Annotated in this window: 20 protein-coding genes and 5 pseudogenes; 12 read left to right on the top strand and 13 right to left on the bottom strand. The window is 70.6% G+C overall.

All coding sequences use genetic code 11. The features are described 5' to 3' along the window. The first annotated feature begins 202 nt into the window (after window positions 1-202). On the top strand, window positions 203-4291 hold the full coding sequence (locus tag ACZ4WH_RS20930) for a discoidin domain-containing protein (RefSeq protein WP_468182489.1): 4089 nt from the start codon (window positions 203-205) through the stop codon (window positions 4289-4291). Between the two features lie 129 nt (window positions 4292-4420). Here the strand turns inward: ACZ4WH_RS20930 and ACZ4WH_RS20925 are convergent, their stop codons facing one another. After that, window positions 4421-5734 carry an MFS transporter gene (locus ACZ4WH_RS20925; protein WP_468182487.1) on the bottom strand — a complete coding sequence of 438 codons (1314 nt, stop codon included), beginning with the start codon at window positions 5732-5734 and terminating at the stop codon, window positions 4421-4423. Window positions 5735-6000: 266 nt separating this feature from the next. Between ACZ4WH_RS20925 and ACZ4WH_RS20920 the strand changes: the two genes are divergently transcribed. Beyond that, on the top strand, window positions 6001-6861 hold the full coding sequence (locus tag ACZ4WH_RS20920) for an NAD-dependent epimerase/dehydratase family protein (protein WP_468182517.1): 861 nt from the start codon (window positions 6001-6003) through the stop codon (window positions 6859-6861). Window positions 6862-7040: 179 nt separating this feature from the next. Then, window positions 7041-7937, top strand: coding sequence for a LysR family transcriptional regulator (locus tag ACZ4WH_RS20915; RefSeq protein ID WP_468182485.1), 897 nt, complete (start codon window positions 7041-7043; stop codon window positions 7935-7937). 234 nt (window positions 7938-8171) lie between these two features. Here ACZ4WH_RS20915 and ACZ4WH_RS20910 read toward each other — a convergent pair whose 3' ends face one another. After that, the gene (locus tag ACZ4WH_RS20910; protein ID WP_468182483.1) at window positions 8172-8432 is read right to left on the bottom strand and encodes a hypothetical protein; all 261 of its coding nucleotides are present in this window, start codon (window positions 8430-8432) and stop codon (window positions 8172-8174) included. A gap of 15 nt (window positions 8433-8447) precedes the next feature. On the opposite strand from ACZ4WH_RS20910, the pseudogene ACZ4WH_RS20905 reads away from it, so the two are divergent. Then, window positions 8448-8627 (top strand): annotated as a pseudogene (locus tag ACZ4WH_RS20905) (IS630 family transposase); the annotation flags it as partial. Here the strand turns inward: ACZ4WH_RS20905 and ACZ4WH_RS20900 are convergent. From ACZ4WH_RS20900 to ACZ4WH_RS20890, 3 genes and pseudogenes are all read right to left on the bottom strand, one after another. After that, window positions 8628-9083 (bottom strand): MBL fold metallo-hydrolase, encoded by a 456-nt coding sequence (locus ACZ4WH_RS20900; protein ID WP_468182481.1) that lies wholly within the window; start codon window positions 9081-9083, stop codon window positions 8628-8630. It lies immediately after the preceding pseudogene. Between the two features lie 97 nt (window positions 9084-9180). Further along, a pseudogene (locus ACZ4WH_RS20895) lies at window positions 9181-9300 on the bottom strand (MBL fold metallo-hydrolase); the annotation flags it as partial. Window positions 9301-9698: 398 nt separating this feature from the next. After that, complete coding sequence (locus ACZ4WH_RS20890) at window positions 9699-10475, bottom strand: alpha/beta fold hydrolase (protein WP_468182479.1); 777 nt, start codon at window positions 10473-10475, stop codon at window positions 9699-9701. A 111-nt stretch (window positions 10476-10586) separates the two neighbouring features. Between ACZ4WH_RS20890 and ACZ4WH_RS20885 the strand changes: the two genes are divergently transcribed. Further along, window positions 10587-11414: a helix-turn-helix domain-containing protein gene (locus ACZ4WH_RS20885; RefSeq protein WP_468182477.1), complete on the top strand. Its 828-nt coding sequence runs from the start codon at window positions 10587-10589 to the stop codon at window positions 11412-11414. A gap of 227 nt (window positions 11415-11641) precedes the next feature. After that, window positions 11642-11893, top strand: a pseudogene (locus ACZ4WH_RS20880) (TetR/AcrR family transcriptional regulator C-terminal domain-containing protein); the annotation flags it as partial. A 187-nt stretch (window positions 11894-12080) separates the two neighbouring features. Here ACZ4WH_RS20880 and ACZ4WH_RS20875 read toward each other — a convergent pair. Continuing rightward, on the bottom strand, window positions 12081-12404 hold the full coding sequence (locus ACZ4WH_RS20875; protein ID WP_468182475.1) for an ankyrin repeat domain-containing protein: 324 nt from the start codon (window positions 12402-12404) through the stop codon (window positions 12081-12083). Between the two features lie 216 nt (window positions 12405-12620). Between ACZ4WH_RS20875 and ACZ4WH_RS20870 the strand changes: the two genes are divergently transcribed. Together ACZ4WH_RS20870 and ACZ4WH_RS20865 are read left to right on the top strand one after the other, a co-directional pair. After that, on the top strand, window positions 12621-13082 hold the full coding sequence (locus tag ACZ4WH_RS20870; protein ID WP_468182473.1) for a pyridoxamine 5'-phosphate oxidase family protein: 462 nt from the start codon (window positions 12621-12623) through the stop codon (window positions 13080-13082). A gap of 37 nt (window positions 13083-13119) precedes the next feature. After that, window positions 13120-13293: pseudogene (locus ACZ4WH_RS20865) on the top strand (IS701 family transposase); the annotation flags it as partial. A gap of 32 nt (window positions 13294-13325) precedes the next feature. Here the strand turns inward: ACZ4WH_RS20865 and ACZ4WH_RS20860 are convergent. Next, on the bottom strand, window positions 13326-13712 hold the full coding sequence (locus tag ACZ4WH_RS20860) for a barstar family protein (RefSeq protein ID WP_468182471.1): 387 nt from the start codon (window positions 13710-13712) through the stop codon (window positions 13326-13328). A gap of 369 nt (window positions 13713-14081) precedes the next feature. Here ACZ4WH_RS20860 and ACZ4WH_RS20855 point away from each other — a divergent pair, with 369 nt between their 5' ends. Further along, the gene (locus tag ACZ4WH_RS20855) at window positions 14082-14225 is read left to right on the top strand and encodes a hypothetical protein (protein ID WP_468182469.1); all 144 of its coding nucleotides are present in this window, start codon (window positions 14082-14084) and stop codon (window positions 14223-14225) included. 52 nt (window positions 14226-14277) lie between these two features. Beyond that, window positions 14278-15337 (top strand): annotated as a pseudogene (locus tag ACZ4WH_RS20850) (IS701 family transposase); the annotation flags it as partial. Between the two features lie 259 nt (window positions 15338-15596). Here the strand turns inward: ACZ4WH_RS20850 and ACZ4WH_RS20845 are convergent. Further along, entirely contained in the window at window positions 15597-16082 is a 486-nt protein-coding gene (locus tag ACZ4WH_RS20845; RefSeq protein ID WP_468182515.1) for a DoxX family membrane protein, read from the bottom strand. A gap of 820 nt (window positions 16083-16902) precedes the next feature. Between ACZ4WH_RS20845 and ACZ4WH_RS20840 the strand changes: the two genes are divergently transcribed. Together ACZ4WH_RS20840 and ACZ4WH_RS20835 are read left to right on the top strand one after the other, a co-directional pair. Further along, on the top strand, window positions 16903-20358 hold the full coding sequence (locus ACZ4WH_RS20840) for a phosphodiester glycosidase family protein (RefSeq protein WP_468182467.1): 3456 nt from the start codon (window positions 16903-16905) through the stop codon (window positions 20356-20358). 257 nt (window positions 20359-20615) lie between these two features. After that, a complete protein-coding gene (locus tag ACZ4WH_RS20835) occupies window positions 20616-21356 on the top strand; it encodes a class I SAM-dependent methyltransferase (protein WP_468182465.1) in 741 nt (246 codons plus the stop codon). A gap of 11 nt (window positions 21357-21367) precedes the next feature. Here the strand turns inward: ACZ4WH_RS20835 and ACZ4WH_RS20830 are convergent, their stop codons facing one another. The 5 genes from ACZ4WH_RS20830 to ACZ4WH_RS20810 form a co-directional block, all read right to left on the bottom strand. Further along, window positions 21368-21649 carry a WhiB family transcriptional regulator gene (locus tag ACZ4WH_RS20830; RefSeq protein ID WP_468182463.1) on the bottom strand — a complete coding sequence of 94 codons (282 nt, stop codon included), beginning with the start codon at window positions 21647-21649 and terminating at the stop codon, window positions 21368-21370. Between the two features lie 134 nt (window positions 21650-21783). Then, window positions 21784-22497: an alpha/beta fold hydrolase gene (locus tag ACZ4WH_RS20825; protein WP_468182461.1), complete on the bottom strand. Its 714-nt coding sequence runs from the start codon at window positions 22495-22497 to the stop codon at window positions 21784-21786. Between the two features lie 121 nt (window positions 22498-22618). Then, a complete protein-coding gene (locus ACZ4WH_RS20820; RefSeq protein WP_468182459.1) occupies window positions 22619-23431 on the bottom strand; it encodes a helix-turn-helix domain-containing protein in 813 nt (270 codons plus the stop codon). 80 nt (window positions 23432-23511) lie between these two features. Beyond that, window positions 23512-24306 carry an alpha/beta fold hydrolase gene (locus tag ACZ4WH_RS20815; RefSeq protein ID WP_468182457.1) on the bottom strand — a complete coding sequence of 265 codons (795 nt, stop codon included), beginning with the start codon at window positions 24304-24306 and terminating at the stop codon, window positions 23512-23514. 332 nt (window positions 24307-24638) lie between these two features. After that, the gene (locus ACZ4WH_RS20810) at window positions 24639-25892 is read right to left on the bottom strand and encodes a PucR family transcriptional regulator (protein ID WP_468182455.1); all 1254 of its coding nucleotides are present in this window, start codon (window positions 25890-25892) and stop codon (window positions 24639-24641) included. Between the last annotated feature and the right edge of the window lie 384 nt (window positions 25893-26276).

The raw sequence follows: 26276 nt of genomic DNA, 5'->3' as shown, positions 1-26276 counted from the left end.
CGACCGCACGCTTCCCTCGTTCGCTAAGGCCACGATCCATCGCAACCCGCCAGAAGGCGACGGAGGCGGTCACACGCCGATCCTCGTACCGGGGGTTGACATGAGCCGCTGCGCGACCCAGCCTTTGGCAACGTTGTCATTCCTACTGCGGCAGGCCCGGAGCGGTCCGGCCCGCACCGGTTTTTGATGGGACGTCACGCTCATGACAGATCAGTCGGATTCGTCGCGCCATCCGTCGCGACGGGCCATCGTCACCACGGGCAGCACCCTGCTGGCCGGATTCGGCCTCGGTTCCGTGCTTCCTGCGGCGACCGCCGTCGCCGCGCCCGACGGCGCGCCGGTCAACTCCTCCGCCGTCCCCGGTGAGCTGGCGCTCTACCGGCCGGTCTCGGTCTCTTCGACGGCCTACGCCGCCACCCCCGGCTCCTTCCTGGTCGACCGCCTCTCCTCCCCCGGTGTCAAGGGCAGCGGCTGGCGTGCCGAGGGCGGCGATCCCCAGTGGACAACCGTCGACCTGCAAGCGGTCTGCGAGGTCACGCGGGTCCGCCTGACCTTTGAAGCCGACGCCTCCGACCCGGTGTACACGCCGCCCACCAGCGGCAATGTGCACAGCGGCACCACCGGCGAGGAGATCCAGTCGAGCTTCTCGCTGGTCTTCGTGGTCGAGACGTCCGTGGACCACACGTCGTGGACCACGGTGTACAGCACCACGGCCGGAACCGGTGGCGTCGTGGACATCCAGCTTCCCCGCCCGGTGTCCGCGCGGTGGGTGCGCATGACCTCGCAGAAGCGCTCCAGTCCGCTGCCCCTCGGCCTCAACGGCTTCGAGGTGTACGGCACCGCCGAGGGCCACCGTCCCTCGGTCACCGGTTGGACCGACTGGGGCACCCGGCACGGCGAGGCGCCGGCGCTCACGGTCGCCGACGACGGGACCGTGCCCGTGGAGTCGGGCTGGCGGCTGACCATGGACGACTGGGCCGGAGCGGACGGCGCCGGCCTGTCGAGGACGTCCGTGGACACCAGCGCCTGGCTGCCCGCGACCGTTCCGGGCACGGTGCTGGGATCGCTCGTGGAGCAGGGCAAGCTGCCCGACCCGGTGGCGGGCCTGAACAACCTGCACATACCGGAGGCGCTGTCGCGCCACTCCTGGTGGTACAAGCGGGACTTCACGCTGCCGCGCGGTCTGCGCACCGGCGCCGGCCGGCACATCTGGCTGGAGTTCGACGGCGTCAACCACAAGGCCGATGTGTGGCTCAACGGCAAGCAGGCGGGCGACCTGACGTACCCGTTCGCCCGAGCCGCTTTCGACGTCACCCGGCAGCTCACCGAGAGCGGCGAGAACGCGCTCGCGGTGAAGATCACGCCGATGCCGGTCCCCGGCAGCCCCGGCGACAAGGGACCGCTGGGCGAGTCCTGGGTGGACGCCGGCGCGCAGCAGATGAACCTCAACTCCCCGACGTACCTGGCGTCCTCGGGCTGGGACTGGATGCCGGCCGTACGCGACCGCGCGGCGGGCATCTGGAACCACGTCCGGCTGAGATCGACCGGGCACGTCGTCATCGGCGACCCGCGCGTGGACACCGCGCTGCCCGCGCTGCCGGATGTGTCGGTGGCCGAGCTGACCATCGTCGTGCCCGTGCGCAACGCGGACACCGCCGACCACCAGGCGACGGTCACGGCCGCCTTCGACGGGGTGCGGGTGTCGAAGACCGTCACCGTGAAGGCGGGCGAGAGCCTGGACGTCGTCTTCGCGCCGGACGCCTTCGGCCAGTTGAGGCTGCGCGAGCCCCGGCTGTGGTGGCCGAACGGTCTGGGCGAGGCCCACCTGCACGACCTCACGCTCACCGCGTCGGTGGGCGGCCAGGAGAGCGACCGGCGCACCACCCGCTTCGGCATCCGCCAGTTCGGCTACGAGTACGACGTACCGCTCGCGTTCACCGCGTCCGGCGACGCCTACACGCAGACCGTGACCTTCGACCGGCAGCAGGCCCAGCACGTCCGCGTCCGATGCCTGACGCGGGCGACCTCCTGGGGCAGCTCCCTGTGGACCCTGTCCGTCCGGGACAGCACCCGGCCCGGCACCGACCTCGCGCTGCACGCCCACGCCGAGGCGTCCAGCACCGACCAGGACAGCAACGGCGCGGCCAATGCCACCGACGGTGACGCCGGCACCCGTTGGTCCTCCTCCTATGAGGACGACCAGTGGATCAGCGTCGACCTCGGCTCCACCCAGTCCTTCGACCGGGTCGACCTCACCTGGGAGCAGGCGTACGCGAAGACCTTCGTCGTCCAGGTCTCCGCGAACGGCTCCGACTGGACCGACGTGAGGTCGGTGGACAACGGGGCGGTGCCGCTGCCGTTCAACAACGGCAACGCCAGCTTGCAGGTCGAGGACTTCGACCGGCGGACCGCACGCTACGTCCGTCTCGACTGCGGCCTGCGCAACACGAGTTGGGGCAACTCGCTGTGGTCGTTCGGGGTCGTCGACCGCGGTGACCCGGGCACCGACCTCGCCCTGCACCAGACGGCCACCGCCTCCACGGAGGAGTCCGACCACCCGGCGTCGCACGCCACGGACGGAGACCCGAACACCCGCTGGTCCTCCGCCTACGAGGACCACCAGTGGATCCAGGTGGACCTCGGCTCCTCGCGGACGTTCGACCGCGTCGCCGTCGTCTGGGAGACGGCGTATCCGAAGTCGTACACGATCCAGGTGTCCGACGACGGCGAGCAGTGGACCGACGTCAAGTCCGTGTCGAACACGCCCGACCCGCTGAAGATCAGCGTCAACGGCGTGCGCGTGCTGGCGCGCGGCGGAAACTGGGGCTGGGACGAGCTGCTGCGCCGGATGCCGGCGGAACGCATGGACGCGGCCGTGCGGATGCACCGGGACATGAACTTCACCATGATCCGCAACTGGGTCGGCAGCAGCGACCGGGAGGAGTTCTTCGCCGCCTGCGACCGGCACGGCATCCTGGTGTGGAACGACTTCCCCAACGCGTGGGGCATGGACCCGCCGGACCACGAGGCGTTCAACTCGCTAGCCCGCGACACCGTGCTGCGCTACCGCATCCACCCGTGCGTGGTGGTCTGGTGCGGCGCGAACGAGGGCAACCCCCCGGCCGCCATCGACAGGGGGATGCGCGAGGCGGTGGAGCGGCAGGTGCCCGGCCTGCTCTACCAGAACAACTCCGCGGGCGGCATCATCACGGGCGGCGGCCCCTACGGCTGGGTGGAGCCGGAGAAGTACTTCGACCCGATGACGTACGGCAGCCGTGACTTCGGCTTCCACACCGAGATCGGCATGCCCGTCGTCTCCACCGCGGCGAGCACCCGCAGCATGACGGGTGACGAACCGGAGTGGCCGATCCGGGGCGCCTGGTACTACCACGACTGGAGCGAGCACGGGAACCAGGCGCCGCAGAACTACAAGGCGGCCATCGGGGCCCGCCTGGGCGAGTCCGGCGACCTGGACGACTTCGCCCGCAAGGCGCAGTTCGTCAACTACGAGAACACCCGCGCCATGTTCGAGGCGTGGAACGCCAACCTGTGGGACAACGCCTCGGGTCTGATGCTGTGGATGTCCCACCCGGCCTGGCACAGCACGGTCTGGCAGACGTACGACTACGACTTCGACGTCAACGGCACCTACTACGGCGCCCGTTCGGCCTGCGAGCCGCTGCATGTGCAGGCCGATCCGGTGAAGTGGCGGGTCATCGCGGTGAACCACACCTCGGCCGACCTGCGGGGCGCCACCGTCACCGCCCGGCTGTACGACCTGTCCGGCCGCCAGCTCGGCACGAGCAGGACGGCCCGGGTGGACGTGGAACGGGCGGCCACCGCCGAGGCGTTCACCGCCGCGTGGACGGACGACCTTCCGGACCTGCACCTGCTGCGGCTGACCCTGGAGGACTCCCGGGGCCGGGAGCTGTCGCGGAACACCTACTGGCGCTACCGCGAGGCCGCCGCGCTGCGGGGGCTGAACAAGGCGAAGCAGGTGAAGCTCACGGGTGCGATCACCCGGTGGTCGCGCTCCGGTGACCGCCAGGAACTGACGGCGGTGATCCGCAACCAGGGCTCGGCGGTCGCCGCCATGGTCCGGTTGTCGCTGCTGGAGGACGCGCACGGCCGCCGGGTGCTGCCGACGCTGTACAGCGACAACTATCTGTGGCTGCTGCCCGGTGAGTCCCGGACGGTCCGGCTGTCCTGGCCGACGGGGGCCTGCTCGTCACGGCACCCGGTGCTGACGGCGGAGGCGTACAACAGCCCGGTCGCGACACTGCGCGGCTGAGACACATCGTGCTCCGGGCCGCCCGGTCCCGGTCCCGGCGAGCACCGGGACCGGGCAGGGCGGCCAAGTGTCGTCCCGGCTCATGCGGATACGGCGTCACGCGGCAACCTGCTCCTTCGCGCACATCAGTCATGTGACTGACCGTGCCCCCGAGCGGTGACGGGACTTCCCGCTGTCGCTCGACGTCCGATCCCCGTCACGCTGTGCTACTGCGCGTGACGGGTGGGCGCGGCGTGCTCGGGCGGAGGTGCGGGCCCACAGCGCGGTCGCGAGTGCGGTGACGCCGAGGCCGGTCAGGCAGATACCGGTCCAGCCGGCCCTCGACCACATGAAGGACGCCGCTGCTGAGCCGAGAGCGCCGCCCACGAAGTAGCACGTCATGTAGATGCTGTTGGCCCGGTTGCGGGCCGTCGCGTCGACGTCGTAGATGACACGCTGGTTGAGCACGTGCAGCCCCTGGACACCGATGTCCAGGATCAGCACGCCCGCGATGACGCCGCCCAGTGTGTGGCCCGCGACCAGCAGTACGGCGTAGGCGACGGCGATGAGAGCGATCGCGGCGCCGGTGGGCATGGGGTGGGTGTGCCGCTGGACGCGGCCGGTGAGGTTGGCGGCCATCGCGCCGGCGGCGCCGAGCAGTCCGAACAGGCCGATCACGGCGGGCGAGTAGCCGAACGGGGCCCGGCTGAGCTGTAGGGCGGCGGTGGACCAGAAGATGCTGAACGCGGCGAAGCCCAGGGCGCCGTAGGCGGAGCGGACGCGAACCGCGGGTTCGGTGCGGTAGATGCGGACGGTGGAGCGCAGTACTTCCCCAGAGCCGACGGGCCGGCCCGGGACGGCGTCGATGCCGTGCAGAGCGCGGCGCAGGCCCGCGTTGACGAGAAGCATCAACACCGCCGCGCCCAGGAACAGCGGGCGCCAGCCGACGAGTTCGGTCACGATGCCCGCGACGGTCCGCGCGAGGAGCATGCCGGTGAGCAGACCACTGATGACGGTCGCCACGGTGCGCCCGCGCTGCGCGTCGTCGGCGAGGTGGGCCGCCGCGGGCACGAGGACCTGGGCCGCGACGTTCGCGAGGCCGAGCGCGGCGAAGGCGACGACGGCGGCGGTCAGTTGGGGCGCCAAGCCGACCGCGGCGAGCGCGGCGACGTCGAGCAGCAGCAGAACGCTGATCAGGGACCGGCGCTTGACGATGTCCGCCAGCGGAAGCACGAACACCAGGCCCACGGCGAAGCCGAGTTGGGTGACGGTGACGATGACACCGGTGGCGCCGGTGGAGGTGCCCAGGGAGCGGGCGATCACAGCGAGGAGCGGCTGCGCGTAGTACAGGTTGGCGGCGATCGCACCAGTGGCCACCGCCAGCAGCAGGGTCAGGGCGCGCGATATGCCGGGGTGCGCGGCAGCCGGCGGGGTGGCGGGCCGCGACGCGGCGGTCTGGGACATGGGGCATCCTCCTCGTGAGGCATGGCGGTGGTCCGCGTTCCAAGGTCCGGGCGGGCCGGACGCGTGTCCAAGACCTCTTTCGGCTTCCGTGATGCCTGACGGGCATGAGCGTTTTCGCGACCACCGGCACCCCTCGATACCTGATGCCCTTCGGGTATCACAGGCGGCAGAAGAGGTCTTGGACGCGGATTCGTCTGCGAGCGCAGGCTGGTCAGCGAAGTCACCGGCCTACGCGGACCGGTCTTACGAAGACAGGAGCCATGACCATGAAGATCTTCCTCACCGGCGGATCCGGATACATCGGCAAGGCCACGATCAGCGCGCTGGTCCGCCACGGACACACCGTCGAGGCGCTGACCCGCAACGACCACGCCGCCCGGACCGTCGCCTCCGTCGGGGCGACGCCGGTGCGCGGCGGGCTGGGGGATCTCGGTGTGCTGAACGCCGCGGCGGCCCGCGCCGAGGCGGTCGTCCACCTGGCGCAGGCCGAGACCGGGGAGGAGGACCTCGCCGCCGCCACCGCCATGCAGGACGGCATCGGCACCGGCACCTATGTGCACACCGGGGGCACCTGGGTCTACGGCGACACGAACGGCATCGCGGACGAGTCCGCCCCCTGGAACCCGCCGTCCCTGGTCGCCTGGCGCAAGCCGGTGGAGTACGCCGTTCTGCGGCGCGCGCGGCAGGGCGGCCGCCCCGTCGTGGTGCAGCCCGGCCTGCTGTACGGCGGCGAGAACCGCCTGATCGACATCTTCTACACCGTCCCGGGCAAGGAATCGGGCGCGGTTCCCTACATCGGTGACGGTGCGAACCGCTGGGCGCTGGTGCACGTCGACGACATCGCGGAGCTGTACGTCGCCGCCCTGAAGGCGAAGCCCGGTTCGGTGTACGTCGGCGTGGGCGGTGTGAACCCCACCGCCAAGGAGTGCTCGCTGGCCGTCGCCCGCTCCGTCGGCCTCGACGGCAAGGTCGCCTCCATCACGCTGGAGCAGGCCCGCGAGCAGATGGGCCCGGTCGCGGACGCCTTCGCCCTGGACCAGCAGTTCACCCCGGCACGCGCCGAGGCCGAGCTGGGCTGGACGCCCGCGCACACCGACCCGCTGGCCGTCCTCGCCCGCGGGGAGTGATCCGAGTCGGGCACCTCCTGTGAACGAGGCGGCACCGTCTGTGACGGCTCGCCGTGGCCAGGACGGTAAATTCGTGACCAGGTTCCTCGGTCGTCCCACGGGGCGGTCGAGGGGCCGTTCCAGGACAGCCGACTGCCCGGACGGGCCGTCGCCTCGGAGAGAGTGAGCGGTGAGTCCGGGTGGATCTTGACCTGCGGAAGCTCCGGTATTTCGTGGCAGTGGCCGAGGAACTCCACTTCGGACGCGCGGCCGAGCGGCTGCACATCGCGCAGCCGGTGCTGTCCCGGCAGATCCGGAGCCTGGAGGACGAGCTGGGCGCCGAGGTCTTCGCACGCGACCGGCGCGGCACGCTGCTCACTCCGGCCGGGGAGCAGTTGCTGGAGGACGCAGTCCCGCTGCTCGCCTCGGCCGAGGCGCTGCTCCGGCGGGTGAAGGCGGCGGCGCAGGGCAGCCCGACGCTGACCATCGGCTTCATGCCCGGCATCACGGTCACCCCGGCCATGACCGCCTTCACCGCCCGCCACCCTGGCGTCAACGTGCGTCTGCTGCGCACCAGTTGGGGCAACCAGGTGGAGGTGCTGCTGGACGGCCGCGCGGACATCGGCGTCGTACGGCTGCCCATCGACCAGCAGGGCCTTCAGGTACGGCCGCTCTTCCGGGAGCCGCGGGTCGTCATGCTGCCGGTGGGGCACCGGCTGGCGGACAGGGCGTCGGTGACCGTCGCCGACCTGGCCGGCGAGCATCTGCTCCAGGACCCGGACGCCGTACCCGAATGGCGCGACGTGGCCCTGGAGTTGCGTGAGCGGCGACGCACCGAGGTGCCCGTGATCCACCAGGTGGAGGAGAAACTGGAGCTGGTGGCTTCCGGTGCGGGGATCTGCGTGCTCCCGTTGTCCACGGCCGGCTTCTACACCCGCCCGGATGTGATTCCGCTGCCCGTGGAGGACATCGGCCCCAACGAGGTGGCCCTGGCCTGGGTGGCGTCCCGCCGCTCCCCCCTCATCCAGGATTTCGCGCAGGCCGCGGCGGAGACCCTCGGCCGGCCTCGGACCGAGGAACAGCCGCCGGAACGCTGAGGATCACACGGCAACGGCCCGCCGCCGCACCCCGCTCCCCCGCCGCCTGCCTTGCGGAACCCCGGCGGGGCCGGTCCGCAGGGCATGGCCTCAAGCTCTGGCGGCCCGCCTGCGGTGCCTGCCGCCGCACCCCGCTCCGGCGCCGCCTGCCCTGCGAGAACCCCGGCTGGGCCGGTCCGCAGGGCATGGCCTCAAGCTCTGGCGGCCCGCCTGCGGTGCCGGGCCACGGCTGCGTCAAGCGCGGTGGGCCCCGGCGGCGGCTTCCTCTCCCCGACGGATGGTCCGCGCGGCGAGCACCGGGTTGAGGTGTTCAACGAGTTCCTTGACGGCGACCGACACCAAGCGCACCGGGGCGTCGCCGTGCAACAACGCGCTCACGTACTCGAGCGCCTGCGCCGGGGACAGCACCGGCAGCCTCTGGCGCAGGGCGCGTACGGCATGCATGCGCCCGCGTGCGGCGGTGACTTCACGTAGCTCATCGTGCAGATCGGCCACCGGGGTCCGGACGACTCGGTCGGCGACGACCAGATGTGGGGCGTCAACCGACGCCGCAAGGGCATCGACCACACCTGGGCGGCCCCGGCCTACGCGTCCTGGGCCAGCCCCGTCGAAGCACACGTCGGACCGCTACGGCAGTTCACCCTCCCCAGCTCCCAGCAACCCAACCACACTGTGCAAACCCGCTCTCTGCTACACCCGCTCTTGGTACACCCTGATCTCGGCCGGCTTCAGCCTGTGGATCGCTGTCCAGGCTGCCCGCTCGGTCACCCCTTGGGCCCACTCCTCGAGATCGCCTCCGGCATCGCGCTCTGCGGCAGCCCAGCGACCTACCTGCTCGGGGTTGAGGGGTGCGCCATGGCCGACGTGGAGCTTGGTGGGGGCCAGGGCCAGCATCTCGCGCAGGCTGGCGAGGTTGCCGAGCCGGTCGTCGTGGAAGGGCGGGTTGGCGGGTCGCTTGCCGAAGCCCAGGAATGGGGTGGCCACGAGGTCTCCGGCGACCAGATCGCCGTGGTCGGTGAGGACAGAGACGGAGCCGGCGGTGTGACCCGGGGTCTGCATGATGCGGGCCTCGACACCGAGATCTGACAGGCGTGTCGCACCCCTGATGAGGAGGTCCGGCTCGAACGGCTCGGTGGTCTCGCGCACCCTCGCGGAGCGGACGAAGAGACGTCCGAACAGCCCGATCGGCAGGTGCGGGGGCACTGGCCCCGCCCGCTCGGTAGATGCTGAAATCGGCGATGTGGCCCGCGATCGGTGAGCCGGTGAGCCGGCTGAGTTCCGCGGCGGAGCCGAAGTGGTCGACGTGCCCGTGGGTGACAACGATCAGGCGGATTTCTTGGGGGTTCACGCCGTGGGAGGCGATCTGGTCGTAGATCAGCTGGGCGCTGCCGGGTGTTCCGGCGTCGACGACGATCGGTTGCTGCCCAGCAGCAGGTAGGCGTTGACGGAATGCTTGCCGAGCACGGGAATCGCGATGACTTTGGTCTGGAACATTGAGGTGAGGGCTTCCTGCGAGAAGTCACAAGAAGGGGGTCGCTGGGCCTGTTGGGGGCGTGAGACGGGGAGGCGACTGGTGCGTGACGGGCGCCGCTCACCGCGTTGCCCCGGGCGGCCGGCTCGGGTCGTCCACGATGCGGTGCCGGCCGCTGTGCGGCCGACGTACAAGCAGATCTGTCGGGTGCGGTGCAACGCGGCAGGGCCTGTCCCGGCCCCGTGGGCGGGTGATCAGGGGCGCAGCCCGTCGTCGGGCCGCGGGGACGGTCAGGCTGCCGGCGCGAATGCGGTGATGGCGTCGACGAGGTCGGCCGGGGCTTCCAGCGGGATCAGGTGACCGGTGTGGGGGACCACCACGAAGTCGGGGTGGGAGAGGTAGGGCACCAGGTTGTTGCGGAGCACGCCGACGGGCTCCACCTGGTCGTGTTCTCCGGCGACGACGAGAGCGGGCACGCTGACCATGCGCGTGTGCGCGGTGATGTCCTGCGCGATGCCGTGCAGCGGCCACTCGGTGCGGGCGGCGTCGGTGACGGTCCGCGAGTCGGTCACGATCTGCGCCTTCACCGACGCGGGCAGCTCGGTCGCGGTGAGGACGTGATCCCGCGCCCCGGCCACGGACTCGGCGGAGTCGTAGGCGTGCGACAGGGCTTCCTGGTACTCGGGAGTGACCTGTGCGGCGGGCTTCGCCGGGCCGGAACCGACGAGAACAATGCCGCGCAGGCCGGCGGGCCGGGTGGCCGCGAGCAGCTGTGCGACCTTGCCGCCCATCGAATGCCCCACCAGGACGTAGTCGGTGACCCCCGCATCCGCGAGCACGGCGAGCGTGTCGTCGGCGAGCTGACCGAGCGTGTAGGGACCGGGCAGAGCGCTCGACCGGCTCCACCCGCGGAAGTCGACCGTGAGCACGTCACGGCCCGCCAGACGGTCGACGACGAGGTCCCAGGTGCGGGCGGAACCACCCCAATAGTGCAGGAACACCAGAGTCGGTCCGGTCCCCGGCCGATGGTCGTAAGTGGGCAGTAGCGTCTGCTGCGTCGTGTCCATGATGGCTCTTCCGGTCGATGCTCTGGGCGATTGCCCTGTGTATTCATTGAAACTTCTGCACCCGGACGGGGCATCGGCGTGACTGGTCGCCCGATGGTGAAAACTGGACACGTGAGCGTGATCCGGCAAATGACCTACCAGCCCGCGGGACGCCGCGCCGCCTCGGTCGAGACGATGACGTTCGGCCGCCTTCGCGAGCTGAACGACGGCGGCACGCAGCGCGCCGACTTCCACGTCCTTGCCGTCATCGACGCCGGACCCGGCTCAGTCACCGTCGATTTCCGCCGCCACCCGCTCCAAGATCAGTCCGCGGTGTGGATTCCACCCGGCGCGGTGCACCGGTGGGACGACATCGCCGACGTGGCAGGGCACCTCGTGCTGTTCGTGCCGACCGCGCCGGTCACTCACGCCACCCGGGAACTGGTCGCCTCCCCGGACCCGGCCGCGCACTGGAGCATCCCCGACGCCGACTGGCCCTTCGCCGACACGGCGCGCAGCCATCTCCTCCTCGAAGCATCCGCCCCACCCAGTGACTCCCGGACGGAGCTGCCCGAAATCCTGCTCTCCGCGCTCATCACCCGGCTGCACCCGCCGCACGCCGAAGCACGGCTCACCCATCCGGTGTTCCGGTTGTTCCGCTCCAGCGTCGAAGCGCACTTCCGGCAACACCACGACGCCGGCTACTACGCCCGTGCGCTGGGATACGCGCCCCGCACCCTCTCACGAGCGGTGCAGCAGGCCACCGGCCGCACCGCGAAGGCGTACATCGTCGAACGGATCACCCTGGAAGCCAAACGGCTCCTCGCACACGACCGCCTCACCGCCGCCCGCTGCGCCGACATACTCGGCTTCCCCGACGCATCCAACTTCTCGGTGTTCTTCCACAAGGCCACAGGCAAACGCCCGGGCGCGTGGCAGGCGACGGTGGCCGCCGAGTGAGGAGGTGCCCACAAGAACACTCACATCTATGATCACGTGGCGTCACAACCCGTGATCACCGGAACCCCGTGCTGGCCTCTCTGTATCGGTGCCCCACCGTGCCTACCCGCGCGACCTCCTAGCCACCAAGGACGAACTGCTCGACCTGATGGTCGACGAGGTGCACGGCGAGATCCCCATCGCGGCCTGACCGGACTGGCGGGCCACCATCGAGGACATCCGCGCGGGGCACCCGGGCCGCGGCGCTCCACCACCCGTGGTTCGCCGACCTGCTCGGCGGCCGACCCCACCTCGGGCCGCACGCGCTCGCCCGCATGGAGGCCACCCTCGCCGCCCTGTCCGCAGGCCTGCCCGACATGGACGCCGTGGCACGGGCCGCCGAGGCGGTGAGCGCCTACGTCACCGGCGCGATCCGCCGCGAGATGGGACGCGACGAGAGCCGCTGGCAGGCCGAATCCGGCGCCTATGTCGCCCGAATGCTGGCGACCGGGCGCCCCAACGACCCCTGCGCGTCGCATTCGCGTACACGATGCGCAAAGAAGCGTGACACCCTGGCCGGCACATATACCACCGCCGTGAGCACCGCCCGATCGTCCAACGGAGCACTGCCGCCGCCTCGACGGCCCGGAACGAACGGCGGCAGCAACGGCGCTAAGAGAAACGGGCTCAGCCGAAGCATTGAAGTAGTCGTTGAGCTAGGGAGTGACCGTACTCCCGCGCCAGATCGAGTGCACTTTTCCCTAGTTGGCCTCGCGCGTTCGGCGACGCCTCATAGGCGAGAAGGATTGCAATGCTCGCGACACCCATTTCGGCGCCGCTCTGTACCGCAACATCAGCTTCGTAATCAACCGCATGGGCCAACAATGTCAGCCCGCAGCACACTTCATTCGGATTTATCCCCGAATCGAGCAGTCGAGCGAGAGCGTAGCCGTCGCCGTCCTCAACGGCTTGATGCGCCGGTGTCCACAAGTTTTCGATCTTCCCCGCCACTTGTGCGAGCTTACATTGCTGCTGCCCCTCAGGAGCCGCCGGGGCACCACAATGGCAAGCCAACAGTCCCCATTTCCCTGCCGGCTTTCCTGAACTGCTGGTGTGCGACCCTCCGCGGCGAGTCCCTCGAGATGCGGGCTGAGTGGCCTGTCGGTCGCTGGGAGTAGGACCGACGCCTCATGCGCGCTTCGGAATCGCTGGTTAGTGTCGGCGTTCATGGAAACCGCGGAAATCGCTCGTCGTGACGTGCCGGAGCGCAGGCGCGACACTCTTGAACGGCTCGCTGGAGAACGGGATATATGGGTATCGACGGCTCATCCGGATCACGGCCCTCATCAAGTGCCGCTGTGGTTCTGGTGGGACGGGCAGGCCGTGTGGATGTGCACCGGCGAGACCTCCGCGACTGCGCGTAATGTGCGAAGGCAGCCCCGTGTGCGCCTGGCACTGCCGGACACCTTCGATGTGGTGCTCCTGCAAGGGGAGGCGGAATGCTTCTCGGACCTGGGCGTGCCGGAGGACGCCGCGGATGCGTTCGCCGAAAAATTCGGGTGGGACCCACGTGCGGAGGAAGGCCCCTTTCTGTATATACGCGTGGTGCCGAAGACTGTGCTCGCCTGGCGCGGCGAGCCGGAACTGCGCGGTAGGGTCCTCATGCGCGAGGGAGCGTGGCTGGAGTAGTTGGGCCGCCCCTTGACGCGACATGTTCGAGGCCTTGATGGGCCGGATCGCGGGCCGCTTCGCCCGGGTCGAACCCCGGTGCCGGAGAGGGAAGTTGGTGCTCGGTCTACTGGCCGACCTGCCGCGCGAGAACTGCTGGACGATTGCTGAGTGGGCCGGGGATGCCACCCCGCACGCGATGCAGCACCTGCTGTGCCGGGCATCCTGGGACGGATGCGGTATGGGGCCGCCGGGCGTCGGCCGTTACTGGAGCCGCAGGGTGCCGGGTGCTCGGTCCTCGAAGATCTCAAGCAGCCAGTCGAAGACGGTTGTCCCCCGGCCTTCCCGGGCCGCGGCCAGGTCCGCGCTGACGGACGGACGGTTCGTGGGGTGGCAGCGGGAGAGGCGGATCTCCAGTTGGCGAGCGGTCTCCGCATGGCCCAGGTGCTTGCGGGATGTCTCGTGGTTCTGCCACACCACGGTCCAGTCGTCATCGTCGGGTGTCCCGAAACCGCCGCTGAGGCAGTCGGCGAAGGCATCGAGATTCCGACCGAAGTAGCCGCCTTGGCCGTTGATCGCCTCGCCGATGACCCGCCAGAAGTCCTCCAGCGTCGTGATCTGCGTGCCTTCCAGCACGTATGTCGTCGTCACGTCCGCAGGATACGTGCGGCCACGGGTCTGCCTGTTGGTCACCGTGATGGTGGCCGGCTGGATGCGCTCCGGGTCACGGAAAGCGGCTTCGCCGAGGCGTGGCCCCGTTGAGCTGTTGCACGGCAGTGCAGGGACGCACGGCGGCCTTGGGCGCCCTGGCCCTCGGGGCGTCCGGCTGCCGGTCCGGGTTTGCCTTGCCCGGATCGGGACCGGAAACGGGACCGGAAAAGGGACCGCAATGAGGACCCCTCCACGCCGACAGGGCCTGCTCGCTCATCCCCGGCAGGGACTGCCCAGGTAGGCGCGTTCCGCCTAGTACTCCAGTGCGACTTCGTGATCTTGCGCCTCGGTGCTGACAAAATCGACGCTATGACGGACGACATTCAAGAGATTTTCGAACAGGCTGGCTGTGAGGGCGCATTATGCGTCCAGCCACTGGAAGGCGACGTCGACTTCGGCGGTGAGAGCGGCAACGGCCGCCGCGTGATCATCAAGGGTTGTGTGGACTCCTGAAGATCGTGTGGTGGCCGCGGGTCACAGCATAGACGCCGCCCGTTGGCGGGAGATGTTCGACCAGGCCATGGCCCGGATCGCGGTCCGGTTCAAGCGGGTTGAGCCGCGGGCCACGGCCCGCGCCTACCTGTTCGGACTGCTGTCCAGCGTCGACCGGAAGAACTGCTGGCGGTTGACTGAGCAGGCCGGCCACCTCCGCCCCGGGCCGATGCAGCGGCTGCTGCGAAGCACCCGCTGGGACGCCGACGCGGTCCGCGACGATGTTTGGGCCTACGTCCTCGAACACCTCGGTGCCGATGACGGCGTCCTGATCGTGGACGAGACAGGCTGCCTTAAGAAGGGCGCCGCCTCGGCGGGGGTGCAGCGGCAGTACACCGGCACCGCCGGCCGGATCGAGAACTCTCAGGTCGGCGTCTTCCTCGCCTACGCCTCCGGCAGAGGGCGGGCGTTGATCGACCGCCGGCTCTACCTGCCCGACGCCTCGTGGTGCCAGGACAGCGTCGAACCCGCACCGGGGTGCCTGATCAGGCCCAGTTTGCGACCAAGCCCACGCTGGCCGGGCAGATGATCGCCGCGGCACTGGACGCCGGGATCGGCGCATCTTGGGCGACCGGCGACGAGGCCTACGGCCAAGATCCCGTCCTGCGCGCCCTGTTGGAGTCCCGCGGGATCGGCTACGTCCTGGCCGTTGCCTGCAGCACGCGGGTGCGGATCAACCAGGGGCGGACCGCTGCCCGCGCGGATGCCGTGGCCGGCAGCCTGCCCGCCTCGGCCTGGCACCGGCAGAGCGCCGGAGCCGGGGCGAAGGGGCCGCGCTACTACGACTGGTCCTGGATCGAGATCGGTGAAGACGGCCACCGGTACCTGCGGATCGCCCCAACCCGAGCAGCGGCGAGCTCGCCTTCTAGCTGTGCTGGTCCCCGAGCCGGGTGCCACTTTCCGAGCTGGTCCGGGTGGCCGGGACCAGGTGGTGCATTGAGGAGTGTTTCCAGGCCGCGAAAGGCCAGGTCGGACTGGATCACCACCAGGTCCGCCACTGGACCGCCTGGCACCGCCACATCACCCTGGCCATGCTCGCGCTGGCCTTTCTGGCCGCCCTCGCCGCCGACGCGGCGCCAGTCGCCGACGCGGCGCCGGTGAAAACCGCACAGCCGGACCGACCCGCCCGCAGCACCGACCCGATCGACCTGACCGTCCCGGAGATCCGCCACCTGCTCGGCGCCCTGCTGAACCCGACGAACATCTCCCCACGCAGGCTGCTGCACTGGTCAAACTGGCGCAGACGCCACCAGGCCGCGGCCCGCCGCAGCCACTACCGGCGGCGACTCGCCAGCCCCTCAACCGGATAGATCACGAAGTCGCACTGGAGTACTAGACGCTGAGTGAGATCGCAGCGCCCACCCCACCCAGGCCAAGAGCGATGGCGGCCTCAGCCCAGCCGCCCCTGCCCCAGCGGAAGAAGCGGTCAGCGGCCAGTCGGCCCGGGCCGATGGCAGCGACGGCCAGGGCCGCCACGGCGATCGCTACGTTGTACTCCACACCGCCGTCCGCGTCCCACAGGCCGTGCGCGGCGGTGACCGTGACCATCGCATTGATCATGACGCCGATCAGCGCGGCAGCCGCGAGCGGCGTCAGGAGTCCCAGGGCCAGGCCGAGACCGCCGAGCAACTCCGACAGGCCCCCGATCACGGCGAACAGCTTTCCCGGGCGATAGCCCAGAGATTCGAAGGCCTTGCCGGTCGCGTTAAGGCCACCGCCTCCGAAGAGACCGAAGACTTTCTGTGCGCCGTGCGCGGCCATGAACAGGCCGAAGGTCAGCCGGAGGATCAGCAGGCCGCAGTCGGCCGCGGTCACCATCGGCCCGGTGGCGGTCGCCGTGGGCGCCGTGGCGCTGGGCTGCGCCCCCGGTTGTGTGGAATGAGGAGAACGGTTCAGGATGCGTTTGATCAGCATGGCAATGCTCCGGTCGGAGCGCCGAAACGGGCGTTTCCCCAGCTCGGGCGGATGCCGAGCAACCGGTGACGTGTGAGCGCGCGCCACTCGGCATCGCAGGGCACACACGCCTCACAAGCGATCCTTCCGGTGCGGACCGCGTTGCGCATCTGGGGCGGCTCGCCGCTGGGGGGCGCGACTGAGCGTTCCGGTGGGCCTGGCCCGCGCGCTCAGCGGGAGGCAGACCGATCTGGGCCGCCGCGTTCCGGTGGGCCTGGCTCGCGCTCTCAGCGGGAGGCAGACCGATCTGGGCCGCCGCCGATCTGGGCCGCCGCAGCGCAGACCGGCACCGTACCGGGGAGCGCTGAGTATGCCGGCGGGGCGGTTGGCGGCGGCGTCGGTGCGCCAGTCGGTGGAGACCGCTCTCCAGAGCACGCAGAGCACGCCGGGCCGTCGAGCGGGGCTTCCTGTGCCGCTTCCCGTCCGGGTGCCTGATCACGGCCCGCGGCCGGGAGGCGATCGGGGATTGCCGTCGGCTGCCGTGGCCGAAGTGGTGACGGCCCCCGCGCGTCGGCCGGCGCCGGTCGCACGTTGATGGTGAACGCCGCGTGACCGGTGCCCCCGTAGACGCTCTCCTGATGGTCATCTTCGCCACCGGGGCCGGACACCTGTGCTCCGCCGAGCCGGTGTGCGGTGGTCGTGCGCGTCGGTGACCATCGGCGCGCACGTCTTCGAGGAACACGTGATGACACTTCGTAACAAGAGACCCCTGGCGGCCGGCTCACGCCGTGCCGCGGTGGCGATGGCGGTGGCGCTGGCGCTCACCGGTGCCGTGAGCGGAGCGGGAACCGCCTTCGGCTCCGCCGACGGCCCGGCCACGGCCACGGCCGGGCACACGGCGCACCGCGACTGGCTGCCGGACACACCGCAGAACTGGCCGGTGGTGGTGGACCACACCCGTACGCCGGCCGAGACGGTCACCCGTGGTCTGCGGCACTACAGCGAGACCTATGACACCGTCGGCGGTCGCCAGCACATGCAGGTGCTCACGGCGGACCTGACCGATCCGAACCTCCGGGTCGGCATGGTGGAGGCCGGCGACACCCTCACCGATCCGGCGGACGAGACGCCGTCCTCGATGGCCCGTCGCACCGGCGCGGTGGCCGGGGTCAACGGCGACTACTTCGAGATCCACGCCAGTGGACGCCCGCTCGGCGGCATCGTCTCCAACGGGCACCTGCTGAAGAGCCCCAAGCCGGGCTTCGCCTCCCAGCTGGGCGTCAAGCCCGACGGGGCCATGGTGATGGGCCCGGAGACGTTCTCCGGCACCCTCACCGCCGGCTCCGCGACCCGCTCGCTCACCTCGGTGAACACGGTGAACGACGTGACGACCGGCGGTATCACCGAGGTCACTCCCGATCTCGGCGAGACCCCGGGCCTGGCCAAGCCGTCCACGCTGGTGCTCGGCCGGGCCACGGACGGCGGCTTCGTCGTCGACAGTGTGCAGACCGGCGTGACCACCGTGCCCAGGCTGACCGCCGGCCGGCTCGGCCTCCTCGGCGCCGGCGACGGCGGGCAGTGGCTCGTCGACAGCCTGCACACCGGGGACACGGTGGGCATCGCCACCCGCCTCTCCCCCGACAACGATGTCACCCAGCTGATCAGCGGTGTCGACACCCTGGTCAAGGACGGCAAGGTCTACCAGGACCCGACCGGCACCCCACCGAGCGGCGCCAACCCGGAGACGGCCGTCGGCATCACCAAGGACGGCAAGCACACCGTCGTCGTCGCCGTCGACGGCCACGGCGGCGCCGACACGGCCTTCGGCGTGACGCGCGATCAGGTGGCCGGCTACATGGTCGCCCACGGCGCCTGGACCGCGATGCTGTTCGACGGCGGCGGCTCCACCACCATGGTCAGCCGTGCTCCCGGCGCCGACCGGGCCGACGTCGTCAACACGCCGTCCGACCTGCCCGGCAACACCGAACGCCCGGTCGCCAACGGCATCTTCTTCTACTCCACCGCCAAGGACCCCGGACCGGCCGCCAAGGTCGTCGTCAACGGCGGGAAGACGCTCACCACCGTCGCCGGAGGCGCCGTCCCGCTGCCGGTGTACGCCGTCGACCGGTTCGCCAACCCGGCGGCCGGCCACGTCCGGGTCCGCGTCGAGCCCTCCGATCTCGCCACGTACGAGGACGGCGAGCTGACCCCGCGTCGCACCGGCACGGGCCGGATCATCGCCTCCGACGGTACGGCCTCCACCTCCGAGAAGCTGGAGGTCGTCGGCAAGCTCAAGACCCTCACCGTCTCGCCCGGCAAGGCCGACCTCGACAACGGCGCCACCCAGCAGCTGACTCTGTCGGCCACCGACAAGGACGGCGACCAGGTACGCATCCCCGCCGAGGCGGCCACCTGGAAGGTGAGCCCGGCGGGCCTCGGCGGCGTCGACTCCCACGGCCTGTTCACCGCCGACGCCGACAATGGTGGGCTCGCCGAGGTGACCGCGACGGTCGCGGGCGCCACCGGCACCGCGTCGATCGCCGTCGGCAGCGTCCGCAAGGTCATCGATCCGATGACCAGCCTGGACGTCTGGCGGCTCAGCAACAACACCACCGGCAAGCCGGCCACCCTGGCCGCCGACCCGGGAGTCGTCCCGCCGGGCTCCGGCGAGTCGGGATCGCTGAGGCTGGACTACTCGATGCCGGCCGGGTCCGGCGTCAAGCAGCTGGTGCTCTCCCCCAAGACCACCCTGAAGACCGACACGAACAACGGCCAGGTCCCCACCGGCATCGGTGTGTGGATCAAGGGTGACGGCAACGGCATCGAACTCGCCGAGAAGTACATCGGCGTCAACGGTTCCTCGACCACGCTGTACCCGACGTATGTCACCTGGAAGGACTGGCACCTGGCGGTCGCTCAGCTCCCCGCCGGTATGCAGTTCCCGCTGACCATCAGCTTCATCGACTTCCTGGCGATCAGCCCGAGCACCCCCTACAGCGGCTCGCTCAACGTCGCGGGCCTCCAGGCGCTGTACTCGCCGCGGCCCGCCACAGCGCCCGCCTACCACGCCGTTCCGAAGAACCCCGAGTGGCTGTCGTTCGAGGAGGACTCCGCGGACTTCGCGAGACGCGGCACCACCCTCCTCACCGGCGACGACGCCCACCTGCTCGCCGCCGACCCCGGATCGGTGAGCAGCAACGTGATGGACTCCATCGCCAAGCGGCTGCCCACGCTCACCCCGCAGGCCCGGCCGGACGCCGCCCAGTTCCTCGGCGACATGGCCGACGACGGCAAGCTCGCGGACCTGCGGTTCGCCAAGGCCAAGATGGACGCCCTCGGCATTCCCGAGCGTGACATCGTCGGCAACCACGAGATCACCCAGGGCGCCGACGCCGAGAACGGCAACTACAGTGACACCTTCGGCGACACCCACTACGCCTACACGCAGGGCGCGGCGCGGCTGATCGTCACCGACAACTCGCACGGAAGCCTCGAGTCCTCGGACCCGTTCCAGGACCCGGAGGGTGCCCAGTACCCGTGGCTGGTACGGCAGTTGACGGACACCACCGCCAAGGACGTCCTGGTCATCACGCACATGCCCGCCTACGACCCGCACCCGGCCGCGAACAGCCAGTTCACGGACCGCTGGGAGGCCCGCATGTATCTGCGGCTGGTGCAGCGCTACCAGCAGACGCACCCCGAGCAGCACGTGATCACGATGTACGGTCACGCCCGGGGCTTCGCCGAGCAGATCCTCGATCCCGAGGGCCGGAGCGTGACCACCGCCGAGGGCGGCATCCCGCAGTTCACCTTCGCCGACCTCGGCATGCCGGCCTACGCCCCGGCCGACCAGGGCGGCATCTACCACTTCGGTCTGATCCGCATCGGTGACGACGGTGACCTTCAGTACACCGTCGAGCCCGCGCTCGCCTCGATCACGGTCCATGGCCCTAAGGACCCTGTCGCCAAGGGCGACCACATCGCCCTGACCGCGACGGGCGAGCAGGTCGGAGGCGACAACATCGCACCGCTCACGATCCCGATCGCGGACCCGGCCTCCCATGTCTGGACGTCGAGCGATCCCAAGGTCGCCACGGTGGATCCCGCCACCGGCGCCCTGACCGCCCACCGCCCCGGCACCGTCACCGTCTCGGTGACCGCCGGCGGTGTCACGGGTGGCACCGAGGTCGTCGTCCGGTGACGTGACCCACGGCTGGGGTGCCCGGGCGTTCTGGGCACCCCGGTCGCGCCAGTCCCGAGGCGCGGCGTACGCCCTCCGGGACACCGGCGCAGGCGGCGCGGGTCCGCCTCCACCGTCAACCGTCCGCAGGCGCGGGTGCGCTGTCGGGGGATCTTCTGGCTGCGGGGACCCTGACGGGTCGTACCGTGTGCCAGGCTGCCGCGTGGGCGCATGCCCTCGTTTCGTCCGAGCCGGCTTCAGCGCGGGAGGCAGCGATCTTGATCGGCGACGAAGGCCCTCTCGGCTGGGACACGATGGCCGCGGCCGGCGCCTACCGGGACCGTGACATGCGGCTGGCCGAGGAACTGGTCTTTCCCGCCGTGCTGCGGCGGCTCGCCGGCAGAGCACGCCCCGGCGGGCTGGCCCTGGACATCGGCTGCGGCACCGGCGCGGTCGCCGCGCGGCTCGCGGATGCCGGCGAGTGGGCGGTCCAGGGGCTCGACCCCTCGGCGGACATGCTGGCCATCGCCCGGGCCGACCGCCCACACCCTCGTATCTCCTACCGGCAGTTCGACGGCCGCAGCCTCGACTGGCTCGCCGACGACAGCGTGGACGCCGCCGTGTGCTGCCTGGTGTACTGCACCGATCCCGACGACAGCCGGCTGGCCGGCCTCACCGCGGAGGTCCGGCGCGTCCTGCGCCCCGGCGCCCCCTATCTCCTGGCCGACCTCAACCCGGCGGCGACCGGCGCGGCCTTCTCCACCCTGCGCCACGGCGAGCCGGGAGCCGTGTACGGCGACGGCGACACCGTCCCCACCCTGCTGCGCCTGCGCGACGGCAGCGTGATGACCAGCACGACGTACTACCGCTGCCTCGACGGGTACCGGTCCTTGCTCACCGGTGCCGGTTTTCCCTCCCCCACCGTGGACCTGCCCACGGTGCCTTTCGACGGCCCCTCCGAAGAGGCCCCGGCGGAGACGCGGATCGCGCCGTACATGATCCTGACGACTCGCGCCTGAGGCTGAGAGGTTCAGGAGTTCGGGGCATTCGAGGTCCCGGGGGCGGTGCGGCGTTCGGCCTCCGTGCGGCCGCCCCACACGCCGTACCGCTGGTCGGACGCGGCGGCGAAGCCGGCGCACGGAACGCGCACCGGGCAGTACCGGCAGATCTCCTGCGCTTTCTGCTCGCGCCGCCGCCGCGCGGAGCCCCGCTCACCGGGCGGTGAGAAGAACACCGAGCTGTCCATGCCCCGGCAGGCGGCCTCGGCCTGCCATTCCCACGTCCGCAGAAGCGGCTTGAGTTGCGTCGTCATCGGCTGGTCCTTCCTTTCGGCTGCGGTCTCATGCGGGGGGGGCGTGCGGCAGGTTCGTGGGGGCCGGATTCGTGCGTGCGGATTCGTCCGTGCGGATTCGTTCGGGTAGGCCGTGCCCGGGGTTCTTGCGGGGGTCAGCTCACCGCGTGGACGGCGTCGCGGATGAGCCGGGCCACGGCCGTGGGCCGCGAGAGGGTGACGGCGTGCGAGGCGCCGTCGATCTCGACCACCCGCGCCCCGGCCCGCGCGGCGCCGAAGCGCTCCGCATCCGGTGCGATCACCCGGTCCGCACCGGCCACCAAGGCCCACGAGGGCTTGGTCCGCCACGCGGCGGCGGTGGCCTTCTCCTCGAACGCGGTGACGGCCAGCGGATGTTGACAGGAGGCGAGCACCTGGGCGACCGGGGCGGAGACATCGGCGGCGAACACCGTCACGAACGCCTCTGCGCTGAGGGTGACCTCGACGGCCTCACCGCCACCGGGGGCGGGGTAGCTCCGGCGCCGGAGGTCGCCCGCCGGTCCGGTGGCCGGGAAACGGCCCTGCAACTCGCCCAGGCTCTCCCCCTCCTCCAGCACGTAGGCGGCGACGTAGACCAGGGCGACGACGTTGTCGGTGGTGCCGGCCACGGTGATCACAGCGCCGCCGTAGGAATGCCCGACCAGAACGACAGGGCCGTCGATCTGCGCCGCCACCGACGCGATGTGCGCGGCGTCGGCGGTGAGGCCGCGCAGCGGGTTCGGCGGAGCGACGACCGGGATGCCGTGGCTGTGCAGCTCGGCTACCACGCCGAACCAGATCGCCGTGTCAGTGAACGCTCCGTGGACCAGGACGACGGTGGGGGTGGGCATGGCGGGGGGGTTCCTTCCCGGTTCACGGGTGTGTCGGCGAGGGGGGCGGGCGCTGGTGTGCCCGGCGGCCTCGACGGCTTCGCACGGGTGGCCTCGGGGCAGTGGTCGGCTTCCGGGGCGCTCAGGCGTCGGAGGACGCGGTGGCCTGCCACTCCTTGGGCGTGATGCCGTAGGTCTGCCGGAAGAGGCGGCTGAAGTGGGAGGGGCTCGCGAAGCCCCAGCTGTGGGCGACGGCTGCCACGGTACGGCGCCGCCCGCGCAGCTCGGCACGGCAGGCGTCGAGTCTGCGCTGCCGTATCCAGGCGCTCACGGTGGTGCCGCCGGACTGGAAGAGCTTGTGCAGGTAGCGCACCGAGATGTGATGTGCCCGGGCGATCGACTCGGGTGCCAGGTCCGGGTCCATGAGGTTGTCCTGGATGTGCCGCTGAATCCGCGTCAGCATGTCGTGGCTCGCGGGGGCCGAGCGGGGCCCGTGCGTCTGAAGGACCTCCCCGACGAGGAGGGCCACGAGATCGGCCGTGTTGAGTGCGAGGCGCCGGCCGCCGGTCAGGCGCTGGTGGCGTGGCGTTCTGGCCAGGGCGGTCAGGAACTGCGACACCAGCGACGCCAGACCGCTCTGGCCGCTGAGACGGGTGTGCGAGACCCCGCGCAGGTCGGCCGCCGACGCGTCCAGCAGGCACAGGGGAATCCGGAAGAGGGCCAGGTTCTCGCCGTGGGAAAGGAGGTCGGGGCGGAAGGCGGCGCCGATGACGAGGTCACCGGGCTCCAACCGCAGAAGGGAATCGTGGTGGAACAACACCGTCTCGTCGGAGACGTTGACGGCCAGATAAAGGTGGTCGTCGTCGCCGACGGTCGGCCAGGGCAGGTTGATGAAAGGGCCTGAATCATTTCCCGGAGCCGCACTGGACGGCTCTTTCTCGGGGGTTTCGGGCATGGCAGGGGTGATCGACCGGGTCACATCGGGCTCCCGTCGTTTCCTTATCATTGTTCAGTTCTTCGGAGAAGAAGGCGGATTCAGACGTTCACGTCCGCGTGATCCACTGGATCCGGCTGCTCGGAGAGGAATGCGCCGACGACGTCGTTGAAGGCCGGCGGATTCTCCAGGAAGGGAAAGTGCGAGGCGGCCACCGTGGTCGGGAAGACATGGAGCCGCGCGCCCGGGATCCGCTGGGCGACGAACTGCTGCGACCGCGGCTGGACATGGCTGCCGTCGCATCCGATGACCAGCGTCGGCACATCGATACGGGGCAGCACGTCCCGCCAGTCCTGGGCACAGTGGTCGAAGAGCAGGGGCACTCCCGCGTGAGCGGGGGTGGCGCTGATCTGCTCGGCCACGAAGGAGAGAATCCCGGGGTCGGGGTCGCCGGAGAACATGCCGCGAACGAACGCGTATCGCGCCTGCTCACCGTCCGGACCGGCAAGCTCCGCGCCGAGCGCGACAAGACCGGCCACATCGAAGATGGCACCCGACTGCTGTTGCTCCTCGACCGACATCCACGGGACCGCGGCGACGGCCGCGGGCTGGTCCACGGCGACGAGCCGCCGGATACGACCGGTGCCGTACTGGTCGATGAAGCTCCACCACACCGAGGCCCCCATCGACCAGCCCAGCGCGTCGAACCGGTCGAAGCCCAAGTGGTCCACGAGGTTCGTCACATCGGCCGCGAAACGCGCGATGCGATAACCTTGGTACGGCTTGTCGGACACCCCGTGCCCCCGGAAATCCAGGGTGACGACGCGGCGGGTGGGCGAAAGCCCCGTCACCTGATGACGGAACATCTCCTGCGTCTGTCCCCAGCCGTGCAGCATGACAAGGGGGAATCCCTCTCCCCCGCTGTCCCGGTACACCAGACGTACTCCGTCGCTGGTCGTCAGCTGGCCCACGGCCCCCACGTCGATTCCTCCTCGCACTCCGCCGCTGCGGCATACCGAAATTCTGTGCCACCCGACACCTCGCGCACCACCGCGCTCCGTAGTGATCGACCGGCGAAATCTTCGTCATTCTGTAGGGGGCTGGTGCCGCACCCCGGCGCCGCGTAGTAATCGGCCGGCGCGTATTTCGTCACTCTGTAGGGCGGGCCCGATTCCGCCCACCGGCACCGCCGCCGTCCCACGCCCTCATGCGCCGGGCGGCGACCCGGTCATACGGCGAGCTGGGCGTCGGTCTCCGACTGAAGCAGTTCAAGGGTGCGCAGGCCCAGGTGCAGGACCAGACGGTCGCCGCCGCTGTCCAGGTCGAGGCCGGTGATCTCCTGGATCTGACGCAGCCGGTAGTAGAGCGAGGTGCGGTGGATGCGCAGGGCTTCCGCCGTGCGCGGGATGGAACCCGCGTGTTCGAGGAAACAGCGCAGTGTCTCCTCCAGGCGCTGGCCGCCGGGGCTGTCCAGCAACAGGCGCAGCGGCGTGGGCAGCAGTGACGGGGCCAGGGCGTGCTCGGGTACCTGGAGGAGTACGGCGAGTTCGCCCAGCGATTCCCAGGCGCCGACGCCCTTGAGGTGGGGCAGGCGGCGCGCGGCGCGGGCCGCGACCAGGGCCTGCGCGTGCGAGGTCCAGGCGTCGGCCAGACCGTCGTGGGTGCCGCCGATGCCGAGTACGGGGGCCGCGGAGGCGTCCAGGTAGGCGGCGAGGGCCTCCCGGACGGCCGTGGCCTGGTCCCCCAGTTCCTGTGCCGTCAGCGGCCGGGCCGAGACCTGGAGGAGGGCCGCGCCGTCCGGCGTGGCGGCCATGACGCCGTCCGCCGCGCGGGTGCGCACGAACTGTTCCAGGGACGCGCGCAGCGCGATCTCCACCTGCCCCGGCGGCTCCACCGAGCGCGAGACCTGCACGACGCTCACCACCGCGTGCGGGGCGTCGGGCAGTACGCCGCTGTCCAGGATCTGCCGACGCGCCGCGGCGCGGGCCGCCTCACCGGTGCCGAAGAGGGAGCGCAGCGTCTCGTGCAGGTCCGACTCGCCTACGGAGGCGGCGAGTTGGTCCGCGCGGAGCTGGGCGGTGAGGGCCGGCACCGCGCCCGCGATCGTGCCGGTCTCCTCGCGGGTCAGCGTTCCCTCCGGCGCGACGACCATCAGCAGGCCGAGCAGTTCGCCGCGCTCGCGCAGCGGAACGCAGTAGCGGGTGAGCAGCCCCAGATCGTCCCGACCCTCGACGAAGCCGGGCTTCTGCCAGCCGGCCACGCCCTGGTCGAGGACGTACCGGATGATCTCGTCGTCGGCCCGGCCCCGCAGCAGGCTGCGTATGCGGACCGGGTCCTCGTCGCCGAAGTGCTGGCTGGAGCAGATCAGCCGTACCAGGGGGTCGTCGACGACCACAGAGCGTTGCAGCCGTTCCGCGAGTTCCTCGATCAGTTCTTGCAGCGCGTCACTGCCCACCCGCACTCGCTGTCGCCGCTCGGCCATGGCGTCTCCCTCCCTCTGACGCGGCCTTTCTACAAGCCGTGAAAGGGGCGGTACAAATCTTCGACAAGGTGCGGACGGCCCTGCCGGACGCCGTAAAACCTGTCAGATCGAGGTAGTACGGCGGCGGACAACCCCGTCGGCGGCCCGCCGGGGCGGGAAAACGCCGGGCGATTGCCTCACAGCGCACCGCCGCTGGTCCCTGGGCGCACAGAAGGGCTGCCGCTCTTGCTGTGGCGCGTCTGCCGGTACCCGCGCAGGAGTGCACTCACAGCACAATGCCGGTGCACTCGGAGAACACCGGGTCGCACGCGTCGAAGGCCGTCCGGGCACCGCGATCCAGGGACGGCGCGGACAACCGGGACGACCCCGAACGAAGGGGCGGCC

This window comes from Streptomyces sp. NPDC029138 (assembly GCF_055564375.1).
Note: the sequence above shows the minus strand (reverse complement) of the source record. Positions and strands in the feature narration are given on the sequence as shown.